Origin of the sequence: Lactococcus muris, from assembly GCF_042849115.1 — a bacterium.
Classification (GTDB): domain Bacteria; phylum Bacillota; class Bacilli; order Lactobacillales; family Streptococcaceae; genus Lactococcus; species Lactococcus muris.
On sequence record NZ_BAAFQO010000011.1, the window covers coordinates 39279 to 58433 of the forward strand.

The window sequence follows — 19155 nt, forward strand, 5'->3', positions numbered from 1 at the left end:
GCATACAATTTGTGTTTTAAATGACAAGTTTTTCAATTATAATAAATATAGAGTCAATTATTAAGGAAGAATAACAAAGGAGACATATGATTATACAACTGTCTTTGAGACAGATAAACATCCTGCTTTATTTGCTCAAAGCTAAAGGAGCCTCCACTTCAAGTGAGTTGGCGCAGTCCTTTGATATTTCTGTACGAACCATCAAAAATGAAATCGTAGCCATTAAGGATTATCTTCGTTCTCAGGGAGAAGAATTAACATCACAAAGAGGTCGCGGCTATATCCTGGATATTAAGGAAGTCAAAAAGAAAGAACTGATTGATTTTCTCCAATCAACAGAACGATTTTCTTCCTTTATGGATCATAAAAGAAGAGCCAATCAGATTTGTCTGGACTTGTTTTTATCGGAAGAGCCGATTATCAGCAGTTATTGGGCGGAGAAATTTGGGGTAAGCCAGAACACAATTTTTAATGACATCATGATTTTGGAAAAAGAAATTAAAGAATTTTTCGTCTTTATAGAAAGTAATCAATACGGTTATAGCCTATCGGGAGATGAGATAAGGATTCGAAATTTATTGTCCAGTGTCTGGCAGACAGAGTTTACAAACTATGACATTTCTAACTTGATGACTCGAGTAGAAATGGGGGATGACGACTATGATGAATACTCGCTTATTTCAAATGAAAAACTGAAAGATATTTATAAGGGCGTCGTCAGATATACAACAGAGCACTTTACCAGCTTGACAAAAGAAGTTGACAATTATGCTATTTTCTCCTTGATTATTCGTTTGTGTCTTTCCATTTCTCGAATGAAAATCAATAAAAGATTTCAAACCTCTGAAAAAGTGGAAAGTGGTGAAGATGCATTGAGAAAATATTTGGCTCAAGTTTATCACCACTTTGACTTGGAGATGACACGGGAGGAGGTACGTTATGTTTTAAGTGAACAAGGGGGGATGGATAAGGTTGATGTTAACAGCTTTACGACCTGTATCATTCAGGGAGTGAGCCAGAGTATAAACTTTAATTTTGAAAAGGATTCACAGCTCTTTCAAAATCTCTATACACACTTTTCTTTACGTTTTTCAAAGGAAAACATGTATCTCAACGAGTATAATCCCTTTGTGCAAGAAATAAAAAAGAAGCAGGAAAAGATTTTTCTTGCAGTAAAACAAGCGTTGAAAGAGAGCTTTCCTCAAAACTTTGACTTTGATGATTCTTTTGTTGCTTACGTTTCCTTGCACTTCATTGCCTCTAAAGAAAGGGAAACGCTTTATGGCAAGAAAATTCAAGTGCTTTATGTCTGTTCTACTGGGGTTGGTGTTGCTTCCTTTATTCAGCAAAAGATAGCCAAAGAAGTCCAAGGGATTGAGATTGTCGGCTTTGCCTCAGTGATTAATTGCCGGCGCTTTGTGGAAAAACTCCAACCTGACTTAGTTATCTCTGTTTTTCCTATTGATAATATTGCCGTGCCTGTCATTGAAGTTGAAGCTCTGGTGAGTAAGGGAGATTTACTTTCGATTCAGGAGCAAGTCAATTTATTGTTAAACGCAGGTTTAGGAAGTGAAAGTGATCGATTTTCAAAGCAGGGAGGAAAAGAGAAGAGCGAAGAGATGAGCCGTAACGTTATCTTTTATGGCTATATGATTTATGAGGAGCTGACTTTACTGCTCAAAGATAAACTCAATCCAGAGTATAAAGAAGGTTTCCTGCTCCACGTCCTCCTCATGGTTCACCGGGTAATGTTTGAACAGCAGTATCAAGAATTTGGCAAGTTGGACGACGCGGAATTGACAAAACAAGTCAGAGAAGTCTTTCGCACACGAGACTTAGAAATTAACGATGCAGAAATATTTGCTCTTACGCAGTATTTTAGTAAGGCATCAGAGAGGAATGAATGAACACAGTAGAAAAATGTATACAGGAGCAAGTCGTCTCTGGCGATATCGAGGCGCTGAAAGCTCTTGTATCCGAGATTGAACAAGTATTTGCAAGAGAAAATCTGACAGCCAGCGAGCTGCAGTGGAAAGTGATGATTAATCACTTTGATGCTGTTATTGCGCGGCAACTGTCTGGTGAGAAGCTACCCGAAATGGACAGCAGCCTCTTTGCTGATCTGAGTGAGCAGTCGATGCAGCTTGCTCGAGAAGTTGCAGGAAGTATCAAGGTTATTGAGGAGAGCGAAATTTTTCTTATCGCTGTCCATATGGAAAATGTTTTAGGAAATATTAATTAATAAAAAATGGAGGAACATAAAATGGTAAAAATCGTAATCGGAGATCGTATGGGTAAAGGGCAAAACATTGCCAAAGGTATTGAAGCTGCAGGAGGAGAAGCTCTTGTTATCCCTGGAATGGCGGCGGATATGCGCCTTGGCGATGTTATGAAAAAAGAAGGGGCAGATATGGGCTTGTCTTTCTGTGGTTCAGGTGGAGCTGGTGCTTTAACAGCAGCTACGAAATATGGTTATAGCGAACGTCATGGCATGCGTTCTGTGCAAGAGGGAGTGACAGCTGTAGAAGAAGGCATTCAAGTTTTAGGCTTTGGCTTTATGGACACAGAAGAACTCGGGATGGCTTTGACTGAAGCTTACAAGAAAAAACACGGGGCATAGTCATGTTGAAAGTACAAAGAAAAGTTATTGTGGAAGGCAAAGGCAACTCGAAAAAAGCAGCCTTTGCCAGTGCTTTGAATAAAATTCAAGGCGAGATTATCAAAAACAGTAAAGACGTCCTGTTAAGGATCGAGCCAAACGATATCCGAGTGCTCAAAGCACAGAAAAGAGAATGGACAGAAAAATTCTTCTTTTTCTTCATGCCAAGACAAAAGGAAGAATATCAAGTGACTCTGGAAGTTCTTGTGGACTTGCAGATAATCGAAATGGCAAGGGTCAATTTTACAGAAACACGTCAAGAAGTACAAGGAATAAAAATTCCAATCATTAATAAAGTTATTTAAAAGGAGAAGAATTATCTTATGGATATTATCGTTATCTTAAAATCACTTGTCATAGGTGGTTTATTAGGATTTTCAGCAGGGATGGGCGCAGCAAGAATGTTCCACATCCCGACAACGCAAGGTTTGGGAGCTTTTCGTACAATGGGAGAAATGAACGCCTGTGAAGGCGATGCCGCATCGCATTTCTCATTTGGTTTGGGTTTCTTCTTTAATGCTTGGGCATCTGCCGTGGGTGCCGGAGCTTTCACGCAAGATGTAACGCATCGTATCTTGCCAAACTGGGCAGCCGCTTCGCTTCTCGCACGTAATAAAAATGTCGAAGAAACGGTGCATAACCCAAAGAAAATGGCTATTGCTGGCGCAATTTTTGGCGCTATTGTTGTAACTTTTTTGAACTCGACAGCAACAGCTATTCCTGAAGGATTGAAAGTTTCTGCTGTAGCTGTCTTAGTTCCAGCTGCGACAATGCTGATCAACTTTGTTATGCCTATTGTTTTCTGGCTGGCAGCTCTCGATGCAGGGAAGCGTACAGGGTTCTGGGCAACCTTATTTGGTGGTATTGCTCAACTTATCATGGGGAATGCCGTACCAGGTGTAGTTTTGGGTATCCTTATCGGTAAAGGCGTTGATGAAGGTGGCTGGAGCAAGCTGACGAAGATTATCTTTATTGCAGTTATTCTACTGTTTATCTTCTCCGCTTTCTTCCGAGGAATTGACTTACAGGCTTTGGATCAGTTTAATCTACCGCATCCAGTTTGGCTTGAAGATTTACATGATTTAGTAACAGTAAGATAAAGTGAGGTGAAATAGAATGCAAGAAAATGATTTGATGAAAGAAAAAAGTTTTTGGTTTGCGGATTGGGCGTTTCCAATTTTAGTGGGGATTATGGCGGCAGCTGTATTTGCCGGAACACATATGTATGTAACTTATGGTGTCGGCGCTTTTAACGAAGTTTCGATTGTTGCCATGTTGAAAGCAGGATTAGATGGTGAATCTTATGGTGCGGCAGCTGCTTTTGGTGCAAGTTTCCTCTTTGCGCGTGTTCTAGAAGGTTCCTTAGTCGGGATTTTGGACTTGGGTGGTTCTATCTTAACAGGTGTAGGTATTGGGATTCCAGCTATGTTTCTAGCTGCGGGAATCACAGGTCCAGTTGACAGTTTTCCGCTGGCTTTACTCACAGGTGGTGTTATCGGCGCTATTATCGGTGGTGTGATTATCTTGATTCGTAAGTTTACCTTAGGCTCAGGCGATACAACCTTTGGTGCGGATATCATGATGGGTGCAGGAAATTCCGCAGGGCGTTTCTTGGGACCGCTTATCGTTTTGTATGCGACAACAGCCTCAATCCCTGTCGGAATCGGCTCAATTATCGGTGCGATTATCTTTTACAAATGGGAAAAACCAATTGCTGGTGGTGCAATTCTTGGCGCGATGATTATGGGAGCTTTCTTCCCTGTCGTTGCTCAAGGCTAAAGGAGAACTAAATGTTTGATTTACTTGTTAAAAATGTCCAAGATATCAAAGGAAATCCTTTAGAAATAGGGATAAAGTCAGGCAAGATTGTTGACCTAGGCGAGCGCTTACAGGGAGAAGCGAAAGAAGTTTTTAATGCAGAGGGCGCCTATGTCTCTGCCGGATGGATTGATTCACATGTGCACTGTTTTGAAATGATGGACTTGTATTATGACTATCCCGATGAGATTGGAGTAGCGACAGGTGTAACAACAGTTATTGATGCAGGCTCCTCAGGTGAAGCCAATATTAAGGACTTTTACGAGCTTGCAAAAAAGGCTAAAACAAATGTCTTCGCCCTTCTTAATATTTCGAAACATGGCATCGTCACTCAGGATGAACTTTCGGATTTGTCACTTGTTGATGAGGCGAAAAATATCGCGCGTATCCAAGAACTTCCTGAATTCATTGTGGGGATCAAAGCACGTATGTCGAAGACCGTTATTGGTCAAAATGGTATCATCCCCTTACAAATGGCGAAGAAACTACAAAGTAAAGTGAATTTGCCATTGATGGTTCATATTGGCTCTGCGCCGCCAAAACTTGAGGATATCTTGCAAGAGCTAGAGGCAGGAGATATTGTCACGCATTGCTTTAATGGCAAGGAAAACGGGATTTTAGCTACAAGTGATGAGATTAAAGACTTTGCTCTAGAAGCCTATCGTCGTGGAATCATTTTTGACATCGGACATGGGACTGACAGTTTCAACTTTAAGGTTGCTGAGATTGCCAGAAAGAAAGAAGTAAGTGCGCAAAGTATTTCAACAGACATCTATATCCGTAACCGAAAAAACGGCCCTGTTTATGATTTGGCGACAACTTTATCAAAGCTTTTAAAAGTTGGCTATTCACTTGAGGAATTAATTTCAGCTGTGACAACCGCTCCCGCTAAAAATTTCAATTTGGCAAACAAAGGAAGTTTAGAAGTTGGCAAAGATGGTGACCTGACTTTCTTCAAACTCGAAGACAAACAGGAGAAACTCGTAGACTCTAACGGAAATGTCCAGCAAAGTGAACAGATTTTAAGCCCTGTTGCTTGTACTGTTGCGGGAACACTCTATCAAGAAAGAGAGAAGAAATAATTTGGACAATATACATAAGAAATTTAAGCTCAAACAAGTGATCAATGCCAGTGGTAAAATGACCATTCTAGGCGTATCAAAGGTTTCTGACCAAGTCGCGCAAGCGCAAAGGCTCGCAGGACAAGCTTTTTTCGAAATGAGTGATTTAACGGAGAAAACCGGCTATTATATCGCAGATTTAGTCGGCGCAGAAAATGCCACGGTTGTTTCCAGCGCTTCTGCAGGAATTGCCCAATCTGTTGCAGCTCTTATCGGTCAAGGAGACAAATATCATGCTGTTCACCCTTTCACAGAACGCATCCAAAAACGTGAAATTGTCTTGCCCAAAGGTCATAATGTGAATTACGGAACAGGTGTTCAAGTCATGGTTGAACTTGGGGGTGGAAAAGTTGTCGAAGCCGGCTGGGCTAACCAATGTTCTGCTCAACAAGTAGAAATGGAAATCACAGATAAAACGGCAGCTCTTCTGTATATCAAGAGCCATCATACTGTGCAAAAATCAATGCTTACAGTAGCTCAAATGGCTGAGGTTGCCCAAAAGCATAATCTTCCATTGATTGTTGATGCAGCTGCCGAAGAAGACTTAAGGACTTATTACCAAGCAGGCGCAGACTTAGTTATTTACTCTGGTGCAAAAGCACTTGAAGCGCCATCATCAGCCATGGTCATCGGTAAAGACAAGTATGTAAAATGGGTCCAATTACAAGGGCAAGGCATCGGCCGTTCAATGAAAATCGGCAAAGACAATATCATTGGCTTTGTGACTGCACTGGAGCACTATCTCGCAACAGAAAGTGAGTCTGAAAGCAGTCAAAAAGCACGATTAGCTCCATTTATTAGCGGACTCAATGAGATTTCAGGAATTACTGCAGATATCGTGCAGGACAGTGCAGGCCGTCTTATCTTTAGAGCCAGCATTAAGGTTGAATCATCGTCTATGAATGCGCTGGAAGTTATTGACAAGCTTAAAGAAGGCGACACAGCTGTCTATACGCGTGAATATCAAGCCAATAACGGCATCATCGAGTTTGACATACGCGCAGTTGATGAAGCGGAAATGCAGCTCATTGTCGATAAGCTTAAAACAATTATGGAATAAAAGAGGAGAAAAATGAAAAAAACACCAAATTATTTAGAAAATCGTCTATGCTTAAATGTTTTGGCTGGTTCAGTGGAGAATGCTCAAGAAATATACGAAGCAGCAGAAGGTCATGTTGTCGTTGGCGTACTTTCTAAAAATTATGCCACAGATGAAGCAGCGATTGAAGACATGAAACGCTACATTGCTGTCACGGATAATGCCCTCTCTGTTGGCTTGGGCGCAGGCGATCCGAACCAATCGCAGATGGTTTCTCGTCTTTCAGCTGTCTTACAGCCACAACATGTCAACCAAGTTTTCACAGGAGTCGCAACCAGTCGTGCACTTTTGGGGCAAGACGATACAGTGGTTAATGGCTTGATTTCCCCAACAGGAAAAGTCGGTTATGTAAATATCGCCACAGGACCTTTAAGCTCCCAAGCACCAGAAGCAGTTGTGCCAGTCGAAACAGCTATCCGCCTGCTCCAAGATATGGGGGGCTCTTCTGTAAAATTCTTCAACATGAAAGGTTTAGAACATATTGAAGAATACAAAGTTGTTACTGAAGCTTGTGCCAAGTATGACTTTTACTTAGAGCCAACGGGCGGCATTGACTTAGAAAACTTTGAAGAGATTGTCCAGATTGCCGTGGATGCCGGCGTTAAGAAAATCATCCCTCATGTTTACAGCTCCATTATTGATAAGGAAACGGGAAATACGCGAGTAGAAGATGTTAAAGTTTTGCTTGAGATGATGAAGAAAAGTTTATAAAATTTAAAATATTAGTATCCTCTAGGGCGGTAGATGAAAATCTACTGCTTTTTTTATGAAAAAAAGCCATAGAAATAGACACAGAGGCTTAGGCTCACTTTTATAAACTTTACCTATTGGTCTTTCTTTTTGGCATTTTCACGTTAGCCATATCCGCAGGAGATAGGCTTAAGAGATAAAGAAACTTTTTTTGAAAAAGTGAGACAGGCTCAGGGCTATCATCGGTTAGCCAAGTAGACAGAATGGATAAAAATTCTTTTAAGAGAATGTTCGCGAGATAGGCATTGGAAAAAATCTCCTTTTTTCCAATTTTATCAAGGTAAGATTCTACAACGGGCACATATTTTTCTTGTAGAAAATTTAACCAGTTTGGGTCAACATTTGTTTCACAGAGAACTTTTATCCAATCTTTTCTGGCATATAGAAGTGGAAGGAGAGTATGGGAGACAAATTTTACAATATTTGTGTTTGTACCTATCATAAATTTTGTTATTTCATCGTCTATGTCTTTATCGATTAAAAAATGGATTTTTTCGATAATATCTTCCATGTTATCAAAATGATAACGATAAATAGACTCTCTCCGCAAACCTGCTTGGTCTGCAATCATCTGCAGCGTCAATTTTTGATTAGGATATTTCTGAGCGGCTTGAAAAAAGGCATCGATTATCTTTTTTTGACCGTCGCTTATAATAATTATGATAAACTCCCTTCACTGAAAATATATTCGTTGGGATTGTATAAACTCCTCTTCCCCATTATTTATTTGAAATTTTAATGTTAACCAATTATAACAAAAAAAGTTTTATTGGTCTAACGAACTTTAGATACGAAATAGAAAAAGGAAACAGCTTGTGTCCTTAAAATGGAATCAAAGATTAATGAAAGCCATGGTTATGGGAAAAGAGATTTATATAAGGGTAAAAAAGTGCACACTATGTGAACATTGACTTGTTGTATCATTCATAATAGAATGCTAGACTGAAAAGGTAAATGGATTTTAGAAAGGATTTAGTCCGGTGTAATCAAGTTGTTGATGATATAACTTGATTACTAAGTTATTCTTCAAGTTTAAGATTAATTAGCACAGCTCATTTGTTTTAAACTAAATAGACTGAGAATTTGGATAATATGGATATGCTTTTTTGATTAGTCTAGGGAGCTGGTGTGAGGGTAGGGATGTATATGAAAAACTTTTCGTTTGAAATAGAAAAAATATTTATTGATTCAGCTAGCATAACTGAAGAAAAATGCAGATATTATTCTTCAGAGAAAGAAATTGATTCAAGTTATTTAGAGGAATGGCGTTCAGCTCGAACACTATTGAATGATAATTATTTTAAGGAGATGTTAGAAATTAAGAATACTTCTTTACAAGAATTTTCGTTTGCTCTCCAGCCTTTGGGGATAGGAAATTATAAAGAGGTTCAATGGTTTAAAAGATTTAAAAATGTAATTGATATTTTTGATTATAGTATTGTTGATTTCTCAGATGGTATCGTGATGTTTTACTTGCCGTTTCTTACTTTTTTGAAAAATCAGATATCAGAAGCAACTATGGATTTAGGACAACTAGTCATTTCAGAAGAAATTATCCATTCTTTTGTAGAAGTTGCGGGAACCGAAATGTTCAATATTTTCGGAAAATTAATTGCAATCGAATTAGAAATATACAAGCATGAAAATAATTTTGAATCAAAAAGCGGCAATGAGAGATTTCAAGAATTTCTTGAGAAAACCTACCCATCAAAAGATGATTTAGTTTCGTTCTATGCAAAGTATCCAGTTGCAGCAAGAGTAGCAACTGAGAGAATTAATTATTTAATAAATAATTTTAAGAACATGATTCAGAGGATAGATATAGACTTGCCAGAACTAGGTGAAATTTTTCACCTAGAGACGATAGAACTGACAGAAATTCAGCTTTCTACAGGAGATTCTCATCAGCAAGCTAATGCTGTAGCTATTTTAGTATTCGGTAATAAAAAAGTTGTTTACAAGCCTAGAAATTTGGAACTTAGCTTATCGTTTGAGAGATTTCTTGACTGGTGTACCGAAAATTCTAATCTTCTTGACTTGAGGTTTCCTAAAGGGATTTATAAGAAAGAATATTCTTACAATGCGTTTATTGAAAAGAAAAATTGTGCTGATAGTGAGAGTGTAGAAAAGTTTTATACAAGATATGGTTACTTAGTTGCTATCTGCTATCTTTTAGGCATTAATGATCTGCATATGGAAAATATTATTGCAGAGGGTGAATATCCAATCATCATTGATATTGAGACAATGTTCCAGCCTCACTTAATGTTTGAAAATGAATCTGTTTTTTCAAAAATAACTCATCATTTACAACTTGATTCTGTTATGAATTCAAGTCTATTGCCCAAAAACCTTAATATTGGAATCAAGAAGGAGGTAGAGCTAAGCGCATTAAATGGTAAGGAAGTAAAAACTAGCTCTAAAATTTTTGGCCCAACAGGAATAAACACAGATCAATTCCATTTTGAGCAACAAGAGGCATATTTTAAAGGAGGAAACAATATTCCTCAAAACAATCAAGATGAAGAGGTTGATTTTCAAGAATACCGCTTAAAAATTTTGGAAGCCTTTCAAGACTTCATGACCTTTGTAATGGAGAGAAAGCAAGAATTTATCCAGTTACTGGATGTATTTAAAGGGAAAAAGATTAGGGTACTGACCAAAGGGACAGAACAATATGCGATGATGTTGCGCTATGCTAGCCACCCCAACTATAATTCCGAAATGAAATATAGGGAAAGACTGATGATGAATGCATGGGCTTATCCATATAGGGATAAGCGGATTGTTAGTAGCGAGGTCAGAGATTTAATTTTTAACGATATTCCTATATTTTATGCCTATACTGATTCTACAGATATTATTGATAGTCGTAATAAGAGCTATGATAATTACTTTGAAAGTTCAGGACTACAAGATGCGATTCAGAGAATTCAAGCGCTTGACCAAACTAAAATAAAAGAGCAGTATAAAATTATGCTTTTGTCACTTGGTGTAGCTGATTCTTATTTGAACGAGAAAACTAGATTTACTGAACTGTCAAAAATTACAAGAAAATTTGATTACGTAAAAGAATCAGAAAGTATTGCCCAAGACCTCATTAAAGACATGGTACGATTCGAGGATGAAGTTTCTTTTGTGAATTTAGCGACTAATGACGAGCAACATTGGTATCTTGAATCTAGTGATGGCAGTCTCTATAGTGGTTTAAGTGGTATTGGATTACTGTTCTTAAATCTCTACCAAAAAACAGGTAAAGACGTTTATTTTTCTTACTATAAAAAATTGCTCAACACAGCAATTAAATATTCCAAACATCAGCCTTATAAAGGTGCTTTTGATGGGTGGCTTTCACCTATTTATCCTATGTTGGTTGAATATAAAAATTTGGGAACTCTTGTAGACGAAGAATTTTTAAATCTAACCATTAAAAAGCTAAATGAACTTTCAGACGAGCATGTCCAAAAATTTGAGCAGTTTGATTATATATCCGGATTAGCTGGAATTTTGCGCCTTATAGAAAAAATCAATAACACGCTTGAAGATAAGAAGGTTTCAAATCAAACAATAAAAATTATTGAAGCTATTCTAAAAGAAAAAATTACGCAAAAAGACAAAAGCTTAAATTCGGTAGGCATCGCTCATGGCCTATCAGGGATTGCTTTAGCACTCGCTTCATGTCAAGAAGTAGATAAAGAAGCAATTAGAGACTTGTTTTCCAAAGAAATGTCATTACACATTAAAGATGAAGACAGGCACAAGTGGTGTTGGGGAATCCCTGGTATGATTCAAGCCAGAATAGAAGTTTTGAAATATTTTGAGAATCAAGATATTGAGGAACAGCTTAAACTACTAGTTACAAAATTTGAAAAATACCTTGATGAGATTCCATTGGACGATTCGCTCTGCCATGGAACAGGGGGGATTTTGAAAACTATTGAAGAGCTATATAAGTACAGCTCAGATGATAAATGGCGACTAAAAAGTCAGCAAATTTATGCAAATATCAAAGAAAATTCACTTTCTAGAGATTATAAAATAAAAAATCTGTCAGGTTCAGATATAAAAGGACTTTTTGATGGTAGAACTGGTCTGGGAAGTAGCTATTTGAGTGATTTACCAAATCTTATGTTATTAAACATCGAATGAGTTAAAGGAGTATATTTAACACATTTGATTTTTATAAAAAATACACTTTTATTGAGGTGGGAAAGGAGGAAGTATGTCAGAAATTAATACAAACAAAATTGTTGGTGATGCATTTGAGGAGTTAACAATTGCAGAAATGACCCAAGTTCAGGGCGTAGGGGATGTGGAAGCACGCTTTACAACCCCGGTTTGTGCATTTAGTGTCTCATTTATGGCGACAGCACAGTTAGTAAGTGTTTTAAAAACGTGTTGATTATTAAAGAATGATGGTGGAGGTTTTTAAATGTCAGAAATTGATATGAATAAAATTGTTGGCACTTCATTTGAAGATATGACAATTTCAGAAATGATGCAAGTACAAGGTTCAGGAGATGTTGAAGCAAGAACTACTCCAGCTTGCTTATACTCACTATTTGTAACAGCAAATGTATCGTCAGCTGGATGTATTGGAGCAACAGCTGGAATAATCTATTCAATTGTGAGATGCTAAACAATTATAAGGAGGTTTCCTCCTTTCAGAGTGTAGACAAAATAGGAAAGGCCTTAAGAAGTGGCTCGGTCAAAATACCCTTTCTTGAAAATCTTCTAGCCATGAGGTTAACTGTAGGTTTTTCCACACTTAATAGCATTGAGCGCGATTGAGCGAAGCAATTAATCTGAAGATTGGTTTTTCGCTAGAAATATTTTCAAACAGAGTTTGTCTATACCCTAAAGGGAAGTTTTCCCCTTTTTTGTATACTACATCCAACTAATTGTTTTAGCTATGATGTACAAAAATTTAGGCCATTCATATAATTTTGCTCTATAAAGATTCATTATCAAAATAAGTAATAGTTGAAATTTTATGTTTTATAAAGGAGGAGTTTGATGAAAGTCGCTATAATTCTGCTGTGTCTTGGTATTTTATTGTATATACAGTACTTAGAAAAAACAAACAAGGTCAAATTTAAAAATGATATAGAATATCAAAAAGTATTGTTAAAAAAAGATAGGGTCATTTTAGGTTGTTATGAATTTATGGGAGTATATGCTGTAGCGATATATTTGGCTATAACTGTTCGTGGAGTTCTTGGGGAAATTCCGATAAATATTACAATCACTTCAAATAATATTTCTTTACCGTTTATTATTTTTGTTGCTGTGAGAAAGGTTATTGGTTATCTTGTGATCCTCCATTATAACAAAAAAAGCCATAACGAAGGGAGAGGTCATGAAAAAAATCTTTATTTTAAACGCAAGCAGAAGAAGGAAGGGTAATACAACAAAACTAATCTCTAGTGTTACTGAGAAACTGAAAGATTTTGACATCGAAATTGCTCACCCACAAGATTTTAATATTAAAACATGCCTAGGTTGTCATAAATGCTTTATTAAAGCGGGTTGTGTCCAAAGGGATGATTTACCACTTTTAGAAGAAAAAATCCTCAGTTCAGATTTATTAATTTTAGCTTCTCCTGTATATCTCCACTACATGACGGGTGAATTAAAAGTGATTCTAGACAAGCTATCTTGGTGGGCACACACATTGCGCTTACAGGGGAAACCCGTTGTTTTATTGAGCACTTGTTCCACTAATGGACAAGATACGGTGATTAAGCCTTTAGGGGAAATCATGAATTATATGGGGGAAATGTCATTGCAACGGCTAATGCATCAATGGTGCCTGACCAAATCAATAATCTTGAGTGGCTTGATAGCGTTTCAGAAGAAATATCATCAAGAATTACTAAAAGTATCATAGATTATCCAAAAGCAAATATTTTTACTGAAAAGATATTTAATGCAAATCGAATATCGATGTTAGAACAAGTCAGTTATTTTGAAGATAATGATATTAAAAATGAGGAACTAGAATTTTGGAAAAGCTCAGGGATGCTTGAATTTGAGACCTTCTCTGCATACTTGGCGTATAAATATCAAAATAAGGAGAGTTAGTTTATGAAGGTGCGCTTCCAACAACAAAGTGAGCATTCTGAATGTGGTTTGGCTTGCGCAACAATGATGATTGACTACTTTGCTAAGAAAGTAAATATTGTCGAACTAAGAGAAAAGTATGGTGTCCCCAATGGCGGCTACAATCTTTTTCAAATAGGAAGTGTTTTAGAGGAGTATGGCGTTGTGTCGAAGGCTGCGAGAATTAACGCAGAATCTGTGCAATCAATTCCAACTCCTTTTATTGCTTTCTGGGACTTGAAGCATTTTGTGGTGGTAGAAAAAATCATAAGAAAGACTATTCATGTTGTTGATCCAGCTTTGGGAAAAAGAAAGCTGTCTTTCGAGGCTTTTAAAGAACATTTTTCAGAGGTGGTGCTCTACTCTACAAATGACGGGCATAGAAGCAGAAAAATTTCTAAAATAAATAATACTCTTAAAGAAAGTGTTTTAGAAAATAAAAAATTGTTAGTCGTTACTCTTAGTTTTTCGCTTCTTTCCCACTGTGTAAGCCTACTTATTCCATTCGTAATTCAAAGCATTATTGACTCAAGTGCTAAAATGCCTTTTCAATCTTTTTTGATAGGGATTATATTGATGATTGCTTCTTACTTTGTTATTAACATGGTAAAAATAAGGCTTTTAGTGAGGCTTCAAACAAGAATAGACAAAACCTTACTTGGAAATACTATTCATCAATTACTACACCTTCCTTATTCATATTTTGTCAACCGAAGTAAGGGAGAGCTAATTTATAGGATTAATTCAAATTCTTATATTAGACAAATCCTTGTTGATCAAGTGCTGGAGTTAGCTTTGAGCCTCTTATTTCTTGTTGTTTATATATTCATTATGTTTTGGATGAATATGTTTTTAGCGCTAATCACAATAATTATCGTAAGCATACTGATAGGTATTTCGATAATTAATGCCAGAATTAATCAGAAAATTGTACAAAATCAGATGGTTGTCATGACTAAATCACAAGATATAGTTAACGAGATGATAAATAATATCTTCACAGTCAAGGCGACCAATTCCTACGAATATATTTACAAGAATTGGAGTGAGAATTTTGGACAACAAATCATTATGGAGAGAACGAAAGCAAAGTATTCTTCAATCCTGACAAATATTCCAAACAGTATTCAAAGTTTTTATCCGCTTATTATTTTTTTCTTTGGATACTTGATGATACAAAGCCAAGAGATGACACTAGGTGCTGTCGTGGCCTTTAGCTCAAGCGGGGTTATGTTTTTGACGCCAGTACTATCTATTACGAATGTCTATAATCAACTGTTGATGATAAAGGTGTATATTGATAGGTTACTGGATATCTTAGAAACGAAGCAAGAACGTGATAATGGTGAATTTACGCTTGAGAATTATACTGGAAAGATTGATTTAGAGAATGTCACTTATAGATATAGTCGTTTTTCTGAAGAGGCTATAAAAAATGTTTCTTTATCAATTGAACCCCATCAAAAAATTGCTATTGTCGGAGCTAGCGGTTCAGGTAAGTCCACGCTCCTTAAAGTAATGGCTAACCTATTTCCAGTTGAGAGTGGGAAAGTTTACTATGATGATGTTGAACATGAAAAAATAGTACTTAAAAAATTCCGAAAAAATCTTGGAATTGTTCTTCAGGAGAATATTTTGTTCAGCGGTACTTTTAGAGAGAATATCCTTATGGGGAGAAAATTCACGGATGATGAGCTGTTAAGGAGTATTCAAATTGCAAATTTAGATGAGCTTGTTGCCTCGTTCCCTCTGGGTGTAGAAACTAAAATTTCGGAAAATGGTCAAAACTTCTCCGGAGGACAGAGGCAACGTATATCAATTGCCAGAACAGTTATTTCTCAACCGAAGGCGATTTTTATGGATGAACCCACAAGTGGTTTGGACAACATTACTGAAAAAATTGTGATGGCCAATATATTTAAACTTCCTGCAACGGTAATCGTTGTGGCACACAGATTGTCTATGATTGCAGAGTTTGACCAAGTGATTGTTATGGAAGCAGGAAAAATTGTTGGAGAAGGTACACATCAGGAGCTTTTAGAGACTTGTCAAGAATATCAGAAGTTGTATAAAATATCCGAATATCCTATTGTTCTTTAGTGAACTTGAAAGGAGGCAGTAAAAATCTGTTTTGTCTTTTTATTCTGAAAAAAGAAATCCCAGAACTAAAATTAAACCATAAAAAGTATCTGCAGTTATTAATTTAGTTATAAAAAACCGATATCAAATGTATATAGGTAGATCTTTAAAAGAAAGGGATTAATATGAAAAAGAAATATACATCACTTTTGCTTGCTTTAACTATCCTAGGATTATCCTCTCCTATGATTGCAAAGTCCGATATGTTAGGAGGATGGGAAGAAGGGAAGGGTACTTTCGGTTATAATGCTATGCATTTTAGAGCAACTCCTCATCATACTGGCAGGGCAGATATAAAAAAATCTGGTGGAAACACCTATAAGAGAGCCCACGGTTGGACGACTTGGCCTAGAACGAAGCATTACACGGTAGCGCGTTTGGAAGATTGGGGAAAAGTTGTCGCTACCTCTGGTCGCATTTGGGGCGTTGGTGGAACAGAAGCCGTTTCTCCATGGAAAGCTTTTACTAAAGAACTTGGTTCTCCGGGTATTGCAAAAACTTACTATGGGAGATAATTTGACCCGTGGTTTCAGTTAATTTTGTGAATTTAACAGTATTTTTAACTAGCACTGTAACTTAAACCATAACAAACTGCAGATACTCTTTATGAATTTAATACGGTGTCACATGTTTTGGAAAAGAGATTGATATGACAAAGAAAAGTTTACTTAAAATAATTTCACTGCTCCTACTGGTCTATATGCTAATAGCTGTATTCTCTTTATATAAGGATAAACAAAATAAAATATATCTAGAAGCCAACAATTTATACACAAAAAACGCACTTAAAACAAGTGGTAGTTATAGTAAGATACTTGATGAAATGAGTATCAATGCAAAAGTTTTTAAAGTTCTTTCAGAAGAGGATCATATTAGAGCATTTGAGTTTAAAGGCAATATGTCCGACTTCCCCGTCTATGCGGGGAGGAATTTTAAAAAAGATGAAAGAAAAGCTCTAGTAGGTTCATCAGTTCCACTGGAGGAGCATCATGGTGTTAAGTATTTTTCTTATAATGAAAAATTATACGAGGTAATCGGGTATCTGGGTTTAAGCAAGGACAGTATTCTTTCAGATGAAGTAATAATAAAAGATGAAGCTCTATTTTCAAAGGATAAAAATGAAAATATTATTATTGATAGCCCAGACAGTGTCAACATCTCTAAACCAAACTATAAGGTCAGTAATAATTTAGGAAGGCGAAGCAACATCGATTATATTACTCCTTTTATTACTTATATGGTTGTATTATCAATAGGCTTCATTTCTTTAATCATAGGCGTATTGTCATGGTTGTATAGTAAAACATATGCTGAGGTCATGTTCTTAAAAGGAAAGTCCCCTAAAAATATACGGACAGTGCTCTTATTTAAAGTACTTTTAGTGTTTTTAGTCACGAATGTATTTTGTATTGTGTTATCAAAATTGTTTGTGGAATCCAGCATAGAGCTGTATTTATTACTGCCTTCTCTGCTTATAATTATTATTGGATTGGTCACAAGTTCTCACCTTCTAAAAAGGGGAATTAAATGAAAAATTTATACTTTGACTTAAAGCAAAACGTTGTATTGATTGCTTTGAAATCAACACTGATTTCTTTCTTATTTATATTTTTTTATATTTGTATCTCCTTCATGCATTCAAGCAATGAAGCTATCGATAGGGAATTTTCAGATGCTCAAAAAGAAAACATGTATGGATTAGTCGATAATTTGCAAGATCCCAATGATTTTTCTAAATTTAGAGGGGATATTTCCTCTATAAACCATGTTGCTGACTTTTACAATCAATTAAATAAGAGTGATAATTTTAACTTTCTATCAATTTTTGATCAACCCATTCCAGTTACTGACTTTAAAGGAGACATGCAGTTTGATTATGCTTTTGATACGGAGAGGACTAAAAAGGGCTTTTATCAAGATGAACAAACAGGGGAAAAGCTCTTTGATGTTAAAGCTCTACAAATGAACGCTCAGGCTTTCTCTTTTTTTAATTTGAGTGTTAAAAAAGGGACGACGATAGATTGGGATACTGTGAATTATGACTCTAATGTCTTACCCATACTCTTGGGTTCAGACTATAATGACATATACAATGTTGGAGACATTATAGGTGGAAGTTTATATTTTAAAAAGTATCAATTCAAAGTTGTGGGGATATTAAGGGAAAATGCATCACTATTTTATCAAAACAATAGAAATACTTTTATTGACAACTACTTTATCATCCCCTATCCTCCAAAACTTCCAAAAGCGACGGAAAAAGGCAAGGAATTTTATGGCATATTAAATTTCGCGATGATAAATGGCAACATAGCTGCCTCAAGAGACATGACGGGTACGGAATTACTCAATAAATTACATGATATTTCTTTAAAGAGCAACTTTTCTCATTACACTTTGTGGTCTATGCCCGCTTATTTGATTCAGTTTAACTTTATGTACAATATTATTCAAAAAAATTTAAATCTTATTTTTGGTGTGATAGCTTTACTAAGTTTAGCCCTCTACATTGTATTGCGCTGCTTAGACAAAGTGATGATAAAGAGAAGGATAAACATCATAAAATATTTTTGGATACAGGGATACCGTGTTCGTGATATAAATTTTATTGTCTTGAGGTACTCCATGACAGAATATATGTTAAGCGCTATTATTTTCTTAACTGTTTATTTAATTTCTTCCATAAAGCGGTTAGAACTCCTGTTTATCTTGCTTATCCTACAGGCAGGTTATTTTATCATTGATTTTTTGATTTTAAAGAGTGCCTATCTATCAAAATTAAAAAGGAGTTATACTAATAATGATTGAGCTGAAAAATATTAATAAAAACATCATTAAAAACAAGCAAATAGAAAGAGTCTTGTTTGAAAATCTGAATTTCTCCCTTTCTGATGTCACTCCCTCTATAGCTATAATGGGGAGAAGTGGGTCGGGAAAGACGACTTTATTAAATATTATTGCAGGATTGGATATCAACTATGAGGGAGAATACTTTTTTAATCACAATTTAGTTTACAAAACAATTGATAAAATGGCAGATTTGAGACTGAAAAATATCAGTATCATCACACAGCACTATAATCTTTTAGATGATCGTAATGTCATGGAAAATATATTGTTGGGGTTTAGGAAAAAAAGTGCTCAATCTAAAAGTCAAGCAATGGACTATTTAAAAATGGTTGGATTAGAGGGCTATGCGCATAAAAAAATTAAACATTTGTCTGGCGGCGAATGTCAACGTGTTGCCATAGCTCGAGCTATGGCGAAAGCACCCACACTATTAATAGCGGATGAACCTACGGGTGCTTTAGACGAAGAGACAGAGCGTATCGTATTAGATATTTTTCAAGAGCTAAAACGAAAAGGAACTAAAATAATCATCGCTACACATAGTAAAGAAGTCGCGAAAAGTTGTGAGCAGGTAGTGGTTATTAAGGATAAAGCGCTTGAAGCTGTTAGGTTATGAG

20 protein-coding genes are annotated in these 19155 nt (G+C 36.3%); 19 read left to right on the forward strand and 1 reads right to left on the reverse strand.

Annotation, left to right across the window (positions count from 1 at the left end; all coding sequences use genetic code 11):
- Nucleotides 1-86 precede the first annotated feature (86 nt).
- The 9 genes from ACGHCK_RS07630 to dagF are packed head-to-tail and all read left to right on the forward strand — an operon-like array spanning nt 87 to nt 7408.
- The gene (locus ACGHCK_RS07630; RefSeq protein ID WP_251421680.1) at nt 87-1907 is read left to right on the forward strand and encodes an HTH domain-containing protein; all 1821 of its coding nucleotides are present in this window, start codon (nt 87-89) and stop codon (nt 1905-1907) included.
- Nucleotides 1904-2242, forward strand: a complete 339-nt coding sequence (locus ACGHCK_RS07635; protein WP_202231452.1) for a hypothetical protein — start codon at nt 1904-1906, stop codon at nt 2240-2242. Before ACGHCK_RS07630 ends, ACGHCK_RS07635 begins: the two co-directional genes overlap by 4 nt.
- Before the next feature lie 21 nt (nt 2243-2263).
- Complete coding sequence (locus ACGHCK_RS07640) at nt 2264-2620, forward strand: SFCGS family glycine-rich protein (RefSeq protein ID WP_202231451.1); 357 nt, start codon at nt 2264-2266, stop codon at nt 2618-2620.
- Between the two features lie 2 nt (nt 2621-2622).
- Nucleotides 2623-2964, forward strand: a complete 342-nt coding sequence (locus ACGHCK_RS07645) for a DUF4312 family protein (protein WP_202231450.1) — start codon at nt 2623-2625, stop codon at nt 2962-2964.
- An 18-nt stretch (nt 2965-2982) separates the two neighbouring features.
- Nucleotides 2983-3759, forward strand: coding sequence for a DUF4311 domain-containing protein (locus ACGHCK_RS07650; RefSeq protein WP_251421677.1), 777 nt, complete (start codon nt 2983-2985; stop codon nt 3757-3759).
- A gap of 16 nt (nt 3760-3775) precedes the next feature.
- Nucleotides 3776-4438 carry a DUF4310 family protein gene (locus ACGHCK_RS07655; protein WP_251421674.1) on the forward strand — a complete coding sequence of 221 codons (663 nt, stop codon included), beginning with the start codon at nt 3776-3778 and terminating at the stop codon, nt 4436-4438.
- Between the two features lie 11 nt (nt 4439-4449).
- Nucleotides 4450-5559, forward strand: a complete 1110-nt coding sequence (locus tag ACGHCK_RS07660) for an amidohydrolase/deacetylase family metallohydrolase (protein WP_251421671.1) — start codon at nt 4450-4452, stop codon at nt 5557-5559.
- A gap of 1 nt (nt 5560) precedes the next feature.
- Complete coding sequence (locus ACGHCK_RS07665; RefSeq protein WP_251421668.1) at nt 5561-6658, forward strand: DgaE family pyridoxal phosphate-dependent ammonia lyase; 1098 nt, start codon at nt 5561-5563, stop codon at nt 6656-6658.
- A gap of 12 nt (nt 6659-6670) precedes the next feature.
- Nucleotides 6671-7408, forward strand: coding sequence for a 2-dehydro-3-deoxy-phosphogluconate aldolase (gene dagF / locus ACGHCK_RS07670; RefSeq protein ID WP_251421665.1), 738 nt, complete (start codon nt 6671-6673; stop codon nt 7406-7408).
- Nucleotides 7409-7517: 109 nt separating this feature from the next.
- Here the strand turns inward: dagF and ACGHCK_RS07675 are convergent, their stop codons facing one another.
- The gene (locus tag ACGHCK_RS07675) at nt 7518-8018 is read right to left on the reverse strand and encodes a transcriptional regulator (protein ID WP_202231444.1); all 501 of its coding nucleotides are present in this window, start codon (nt 8016-8018) and stop codon (nt 7518-7520) included.
- Nucleotides 8019-8593: 575 nt separating this feature from the next.
- Between ACGHCK_RS07675 and lanM the strand changes: the two genes are divergently transcribed.
- The 10 genes from lanM to ACGHCK_RS07725 all read left to right on the forward strand — a co-directional run bounded on the left by lanM (nt 8594) and on the right by ACGHCK_RS07725 (nt 19154).
- Nucleotides 8594-11596: a type 2 lanthipeptide synthetase LanM gene (gene lanM / locus ACGHCK_RS07680; protein WP_251421662.1), complete on the forward strand. Its 3003-nt coding sequence runs from the start codon at nt 8594-8596 to the stop codon at nt 11594-11596.
- Nucleotides 11597-11669: 73 nt separating this feature from the next.
- Nucleotides 11670-11849 carry a lichenicidin A2 family type 2 lantibiotic gene (locus ACGHCK_RS07685; protein ID WP_202231258.1) on the forward strand — a complete coding sequence of 60 codons (180 nt, stop codon included), beginning with the start codon at nt 11670-11672 and terminating at the stop codon, nt 11847-11849.
- Between the two features lie 30 nt (nt 11850-11879).
- Nucleotides 11880-12086: a lichenicidin A2 family type 2 lantibiotic gene (locus tag ACGHCK_RS07690; protein ID WP_202231257.1), complete on the forward strand. Its 207-nt coding sequence runs from the start codon at nt 11880-11882 to the stop codon at nt 12084-12086.
- Nucleotides 12087-12463: 377 nt separating this feature from the next.
- The gene (locus ACGHCK_RS07695; RefSeq protein ID WP_202231256.1) at nt 12464-12853 is read left to right on the forward strand and encodes a hypothetical protein; all 390 of its coding nucleotides are present in this window, start codon (nt 12464-12466) and stop codon (nt 12851-12853) included.
- Nucleotides 12807-13337 carry a flavodoxin family protein gene (locus tag ACGHCK_RS07700; protein ID WP_271327993.1) on the forward strand — a complete coding sequence of 177 codons (531 nt, stop codon included), beginning with the start codon at nt 12807-12809 and terminating at the stop codon, nt 13335-13337. Before ACGHCK_RS07695 ends, ACGHCK_RS07700 begins: the two co-directional genes overlap by 47 nt.
- A 197-nt stretch (nt 13338-13534) precedes the next feature.
- Complete coding sequence (locus ACGHCK_RS07705) at nt 13535-15649, forward strand: peptidase domain-containing ABC transporter (protein WP_251421659.1); 2115 nt, start codon at nt 13535-13537, stop codon at nt 15647-15649.
- A 164-nt stretch (nt 15650-15813) separates the two neighbouring features.
- Nucleotides 15814-16203 (forward strand): hypothetical protein, encoded by a 390-nt coding sequence (locus ACGHCK_RS07710; protein WP_251421656.1) that lies wholly within the window; start codon nt 15814-15816, stop codon nt 16201-16203.
- A 134-nt stretch (nt 16204-16337) separates the two neighbouring features.
- Nucleotides 16338-17219, forward strand: coding sequence for a hypothetical protein (locus ACGHCK_RS07715; RefSeq protein ID WP_251421653.1), 882 nt, complete (start codon nt 16338-16340; stop codon nt 17217-17219).
- Nucleotides 17216-18496 (forward strand): hypothetical protein, encoded by a 1281-nt coding sequence (locus ACGHCK_RS07720; RefSeq protein ID WP_251421650.1) that lies wholly within the window; start codon nt 17216-17218, stop codon nt 18494-18496. The genes ACGHCK_RS07715 and ACGHCK_RS07720 overlap by 4 nt, the downstream gene beginning before the upstream one ends.
- The gene (locus ACGHCK_RS07725) at nt 18489-19154 is read left to right on the forward strand and encodes an ABC transporter ATP-binding protein (RefSeq protein WP_251421647.1); all 666 of its coding nucleotides are present in this window, start codon (nt 18489-18491) and stop codon (nt 19152-19154) included. Before ACGHCK_RS07720 ends, ACGHCK_RS07725 begins: the two co-directional genes overlap by 8 nt.
- The last annotated feature ends 1 nt before the right edge of the window (nt 19155 follow it).

What these genes read in the sequence shown, in the direction of transcription:
- ACGHCK_RS07630 (WP_251421680.1), top strand. Translation starts at nt 87, where the DNA reads ATGATTATACAACTGTCTTTGAGACAGATAAACATCCTGCTTTATTTG.
- ACGHCK_RS07635 (WP_202231452.1), top strand. Translation starts at nt 1,904, where the DNA reads ATGAACACAGTAGAAAAATGTATACAGGAGCAAGTCGTCTCTGGCGAT.
- ACGHCK_RS07640 (WP_202231451.1), top strand. Translation starts at nt 2,264, where the DNA reads ATGGTAAAAATCGTAATCGGAGATCGTATGGGTAAAGGGCAAAACATT.
- ACGHCK_RS07645 (WP_202231450.1), top strand. Translation starts at nt 2,623, where the DNA reads ATGTTGAAAGTACAAAGAAAAGTTATTGTGGAAGGCAAAGGCAACTCG.
- ACGHCK_RS07650 (WP_251421677.1), top strand. Translation starts at nt 2,983, where the DNA reads ATGGATATTATCGTTATCTTAAAATCACTTGTCATAGGTGGTTTATTA.
- ACGHCK_RS07655 (WP_251421674.1), top strand. Translation starts at nt 3,776, where the DNA reads ATGCAAGAAAATGATTTGATGAAAGAAAAAAGTTTTTGGTTTGCGGAT.
- ACGHCK_RS07660 (WP_251421671.1), top strand. Translation starts at nt 4,450, where the DNA reads ATGTTTGATTTACTTGTTAAAAATGTCCAAGATATCAAAGGAAATCCT.
- dagF (WP_251421665.1), top strand. Translation starts at nt 6,671, where the DNA reads ATGAAAAAAACACCAAATTATTTAGAAAATCGTCTATGCTTAAATGTT.
- ACGHCK_RS07675 (WP_202231444.1), bottom strand. Translation starts at nt 8,018, where the DNA reads ATGATTGCAGACCAAGCAGGTTTGCGGAGAGAGTCTATTTATCGTTAT.
- lanM (WP_251421662.1), top strand. Translation starts at nt 8,594, where the DNA reads ATGAAAAACTTTTCGTTTGAAATAGAAAAAATATTTATTGATTCAGCT.
- ACGHCK_RS07685 (WP_202231258.1), top strand. Translation starts at nt 11,670, where the DNA reads ATGTCAGAAATTAATACAAACAAAATTGTTGGTGATGCATTTGAGGAG.
- ACGHCK_RS07690 (WP_202231257.1), top strand. Translation starts at nt 11,880, where the DNA reads ATGTCAGAAATTGATATGAATAAAATTGTTGGCACTTCATTTGAAGAT.
- ACGHCK_RS07695 (WP_202231256.1), top strand. Translation starts at nt 12,464, where the DNA reads ATGAAAGTCGCTATAATTCTGCTGTGTCTTGGTATTTTATTGTATATA.
- ACGHCK_RS07700 (WP_271327993.1), top strand. Translation starts at nt 12,807, where the DNA reads ATGAAAAAAATCTTTATTTTAAACGCAAGCAGAAGAAGGAAGGGTAAT.
- ACGHCK_RS07705 (WP_251421659.1), top strand. Translation starts at nt 13,535, where the DNA reads ATGAAGGTGCGCTTCCAACAACAAAGTGAGCATTCTGAATGTGGTTTG.
- ACGHCK_RS07710 (WP_251421656.1), top strand. Translation starts at nt 15,814, where the DNA reads ATGAAAAAGAAATATACATCACTTTTGCTTGCTTTAACTATCCTAGGA.
- ACGHCK_RS07715 (WP_251421653.1), top strand. Translation starts at nt 16,338, where the DNA reads ATGACAAAGAAAAGTTTACTTAAAATAATTTCACTGCTCCTACTGGTC.
- ACGHCK_RS07720 (WP_251421650.1), top strand. Translation starts at nt 17,216, where the DNA reads ATGAAAAATTTATACTTTGACTTAAAGCAAAACGTTGTATTGATTGCT.
- ACGHCK_RS07725 (WP_251421647.1), top strand. Translation starts at nt 18,489, where the DNA reads ATGATTGAGCTGAAAAATATTAATAAAAACATCATTAAAAACAAGCAA.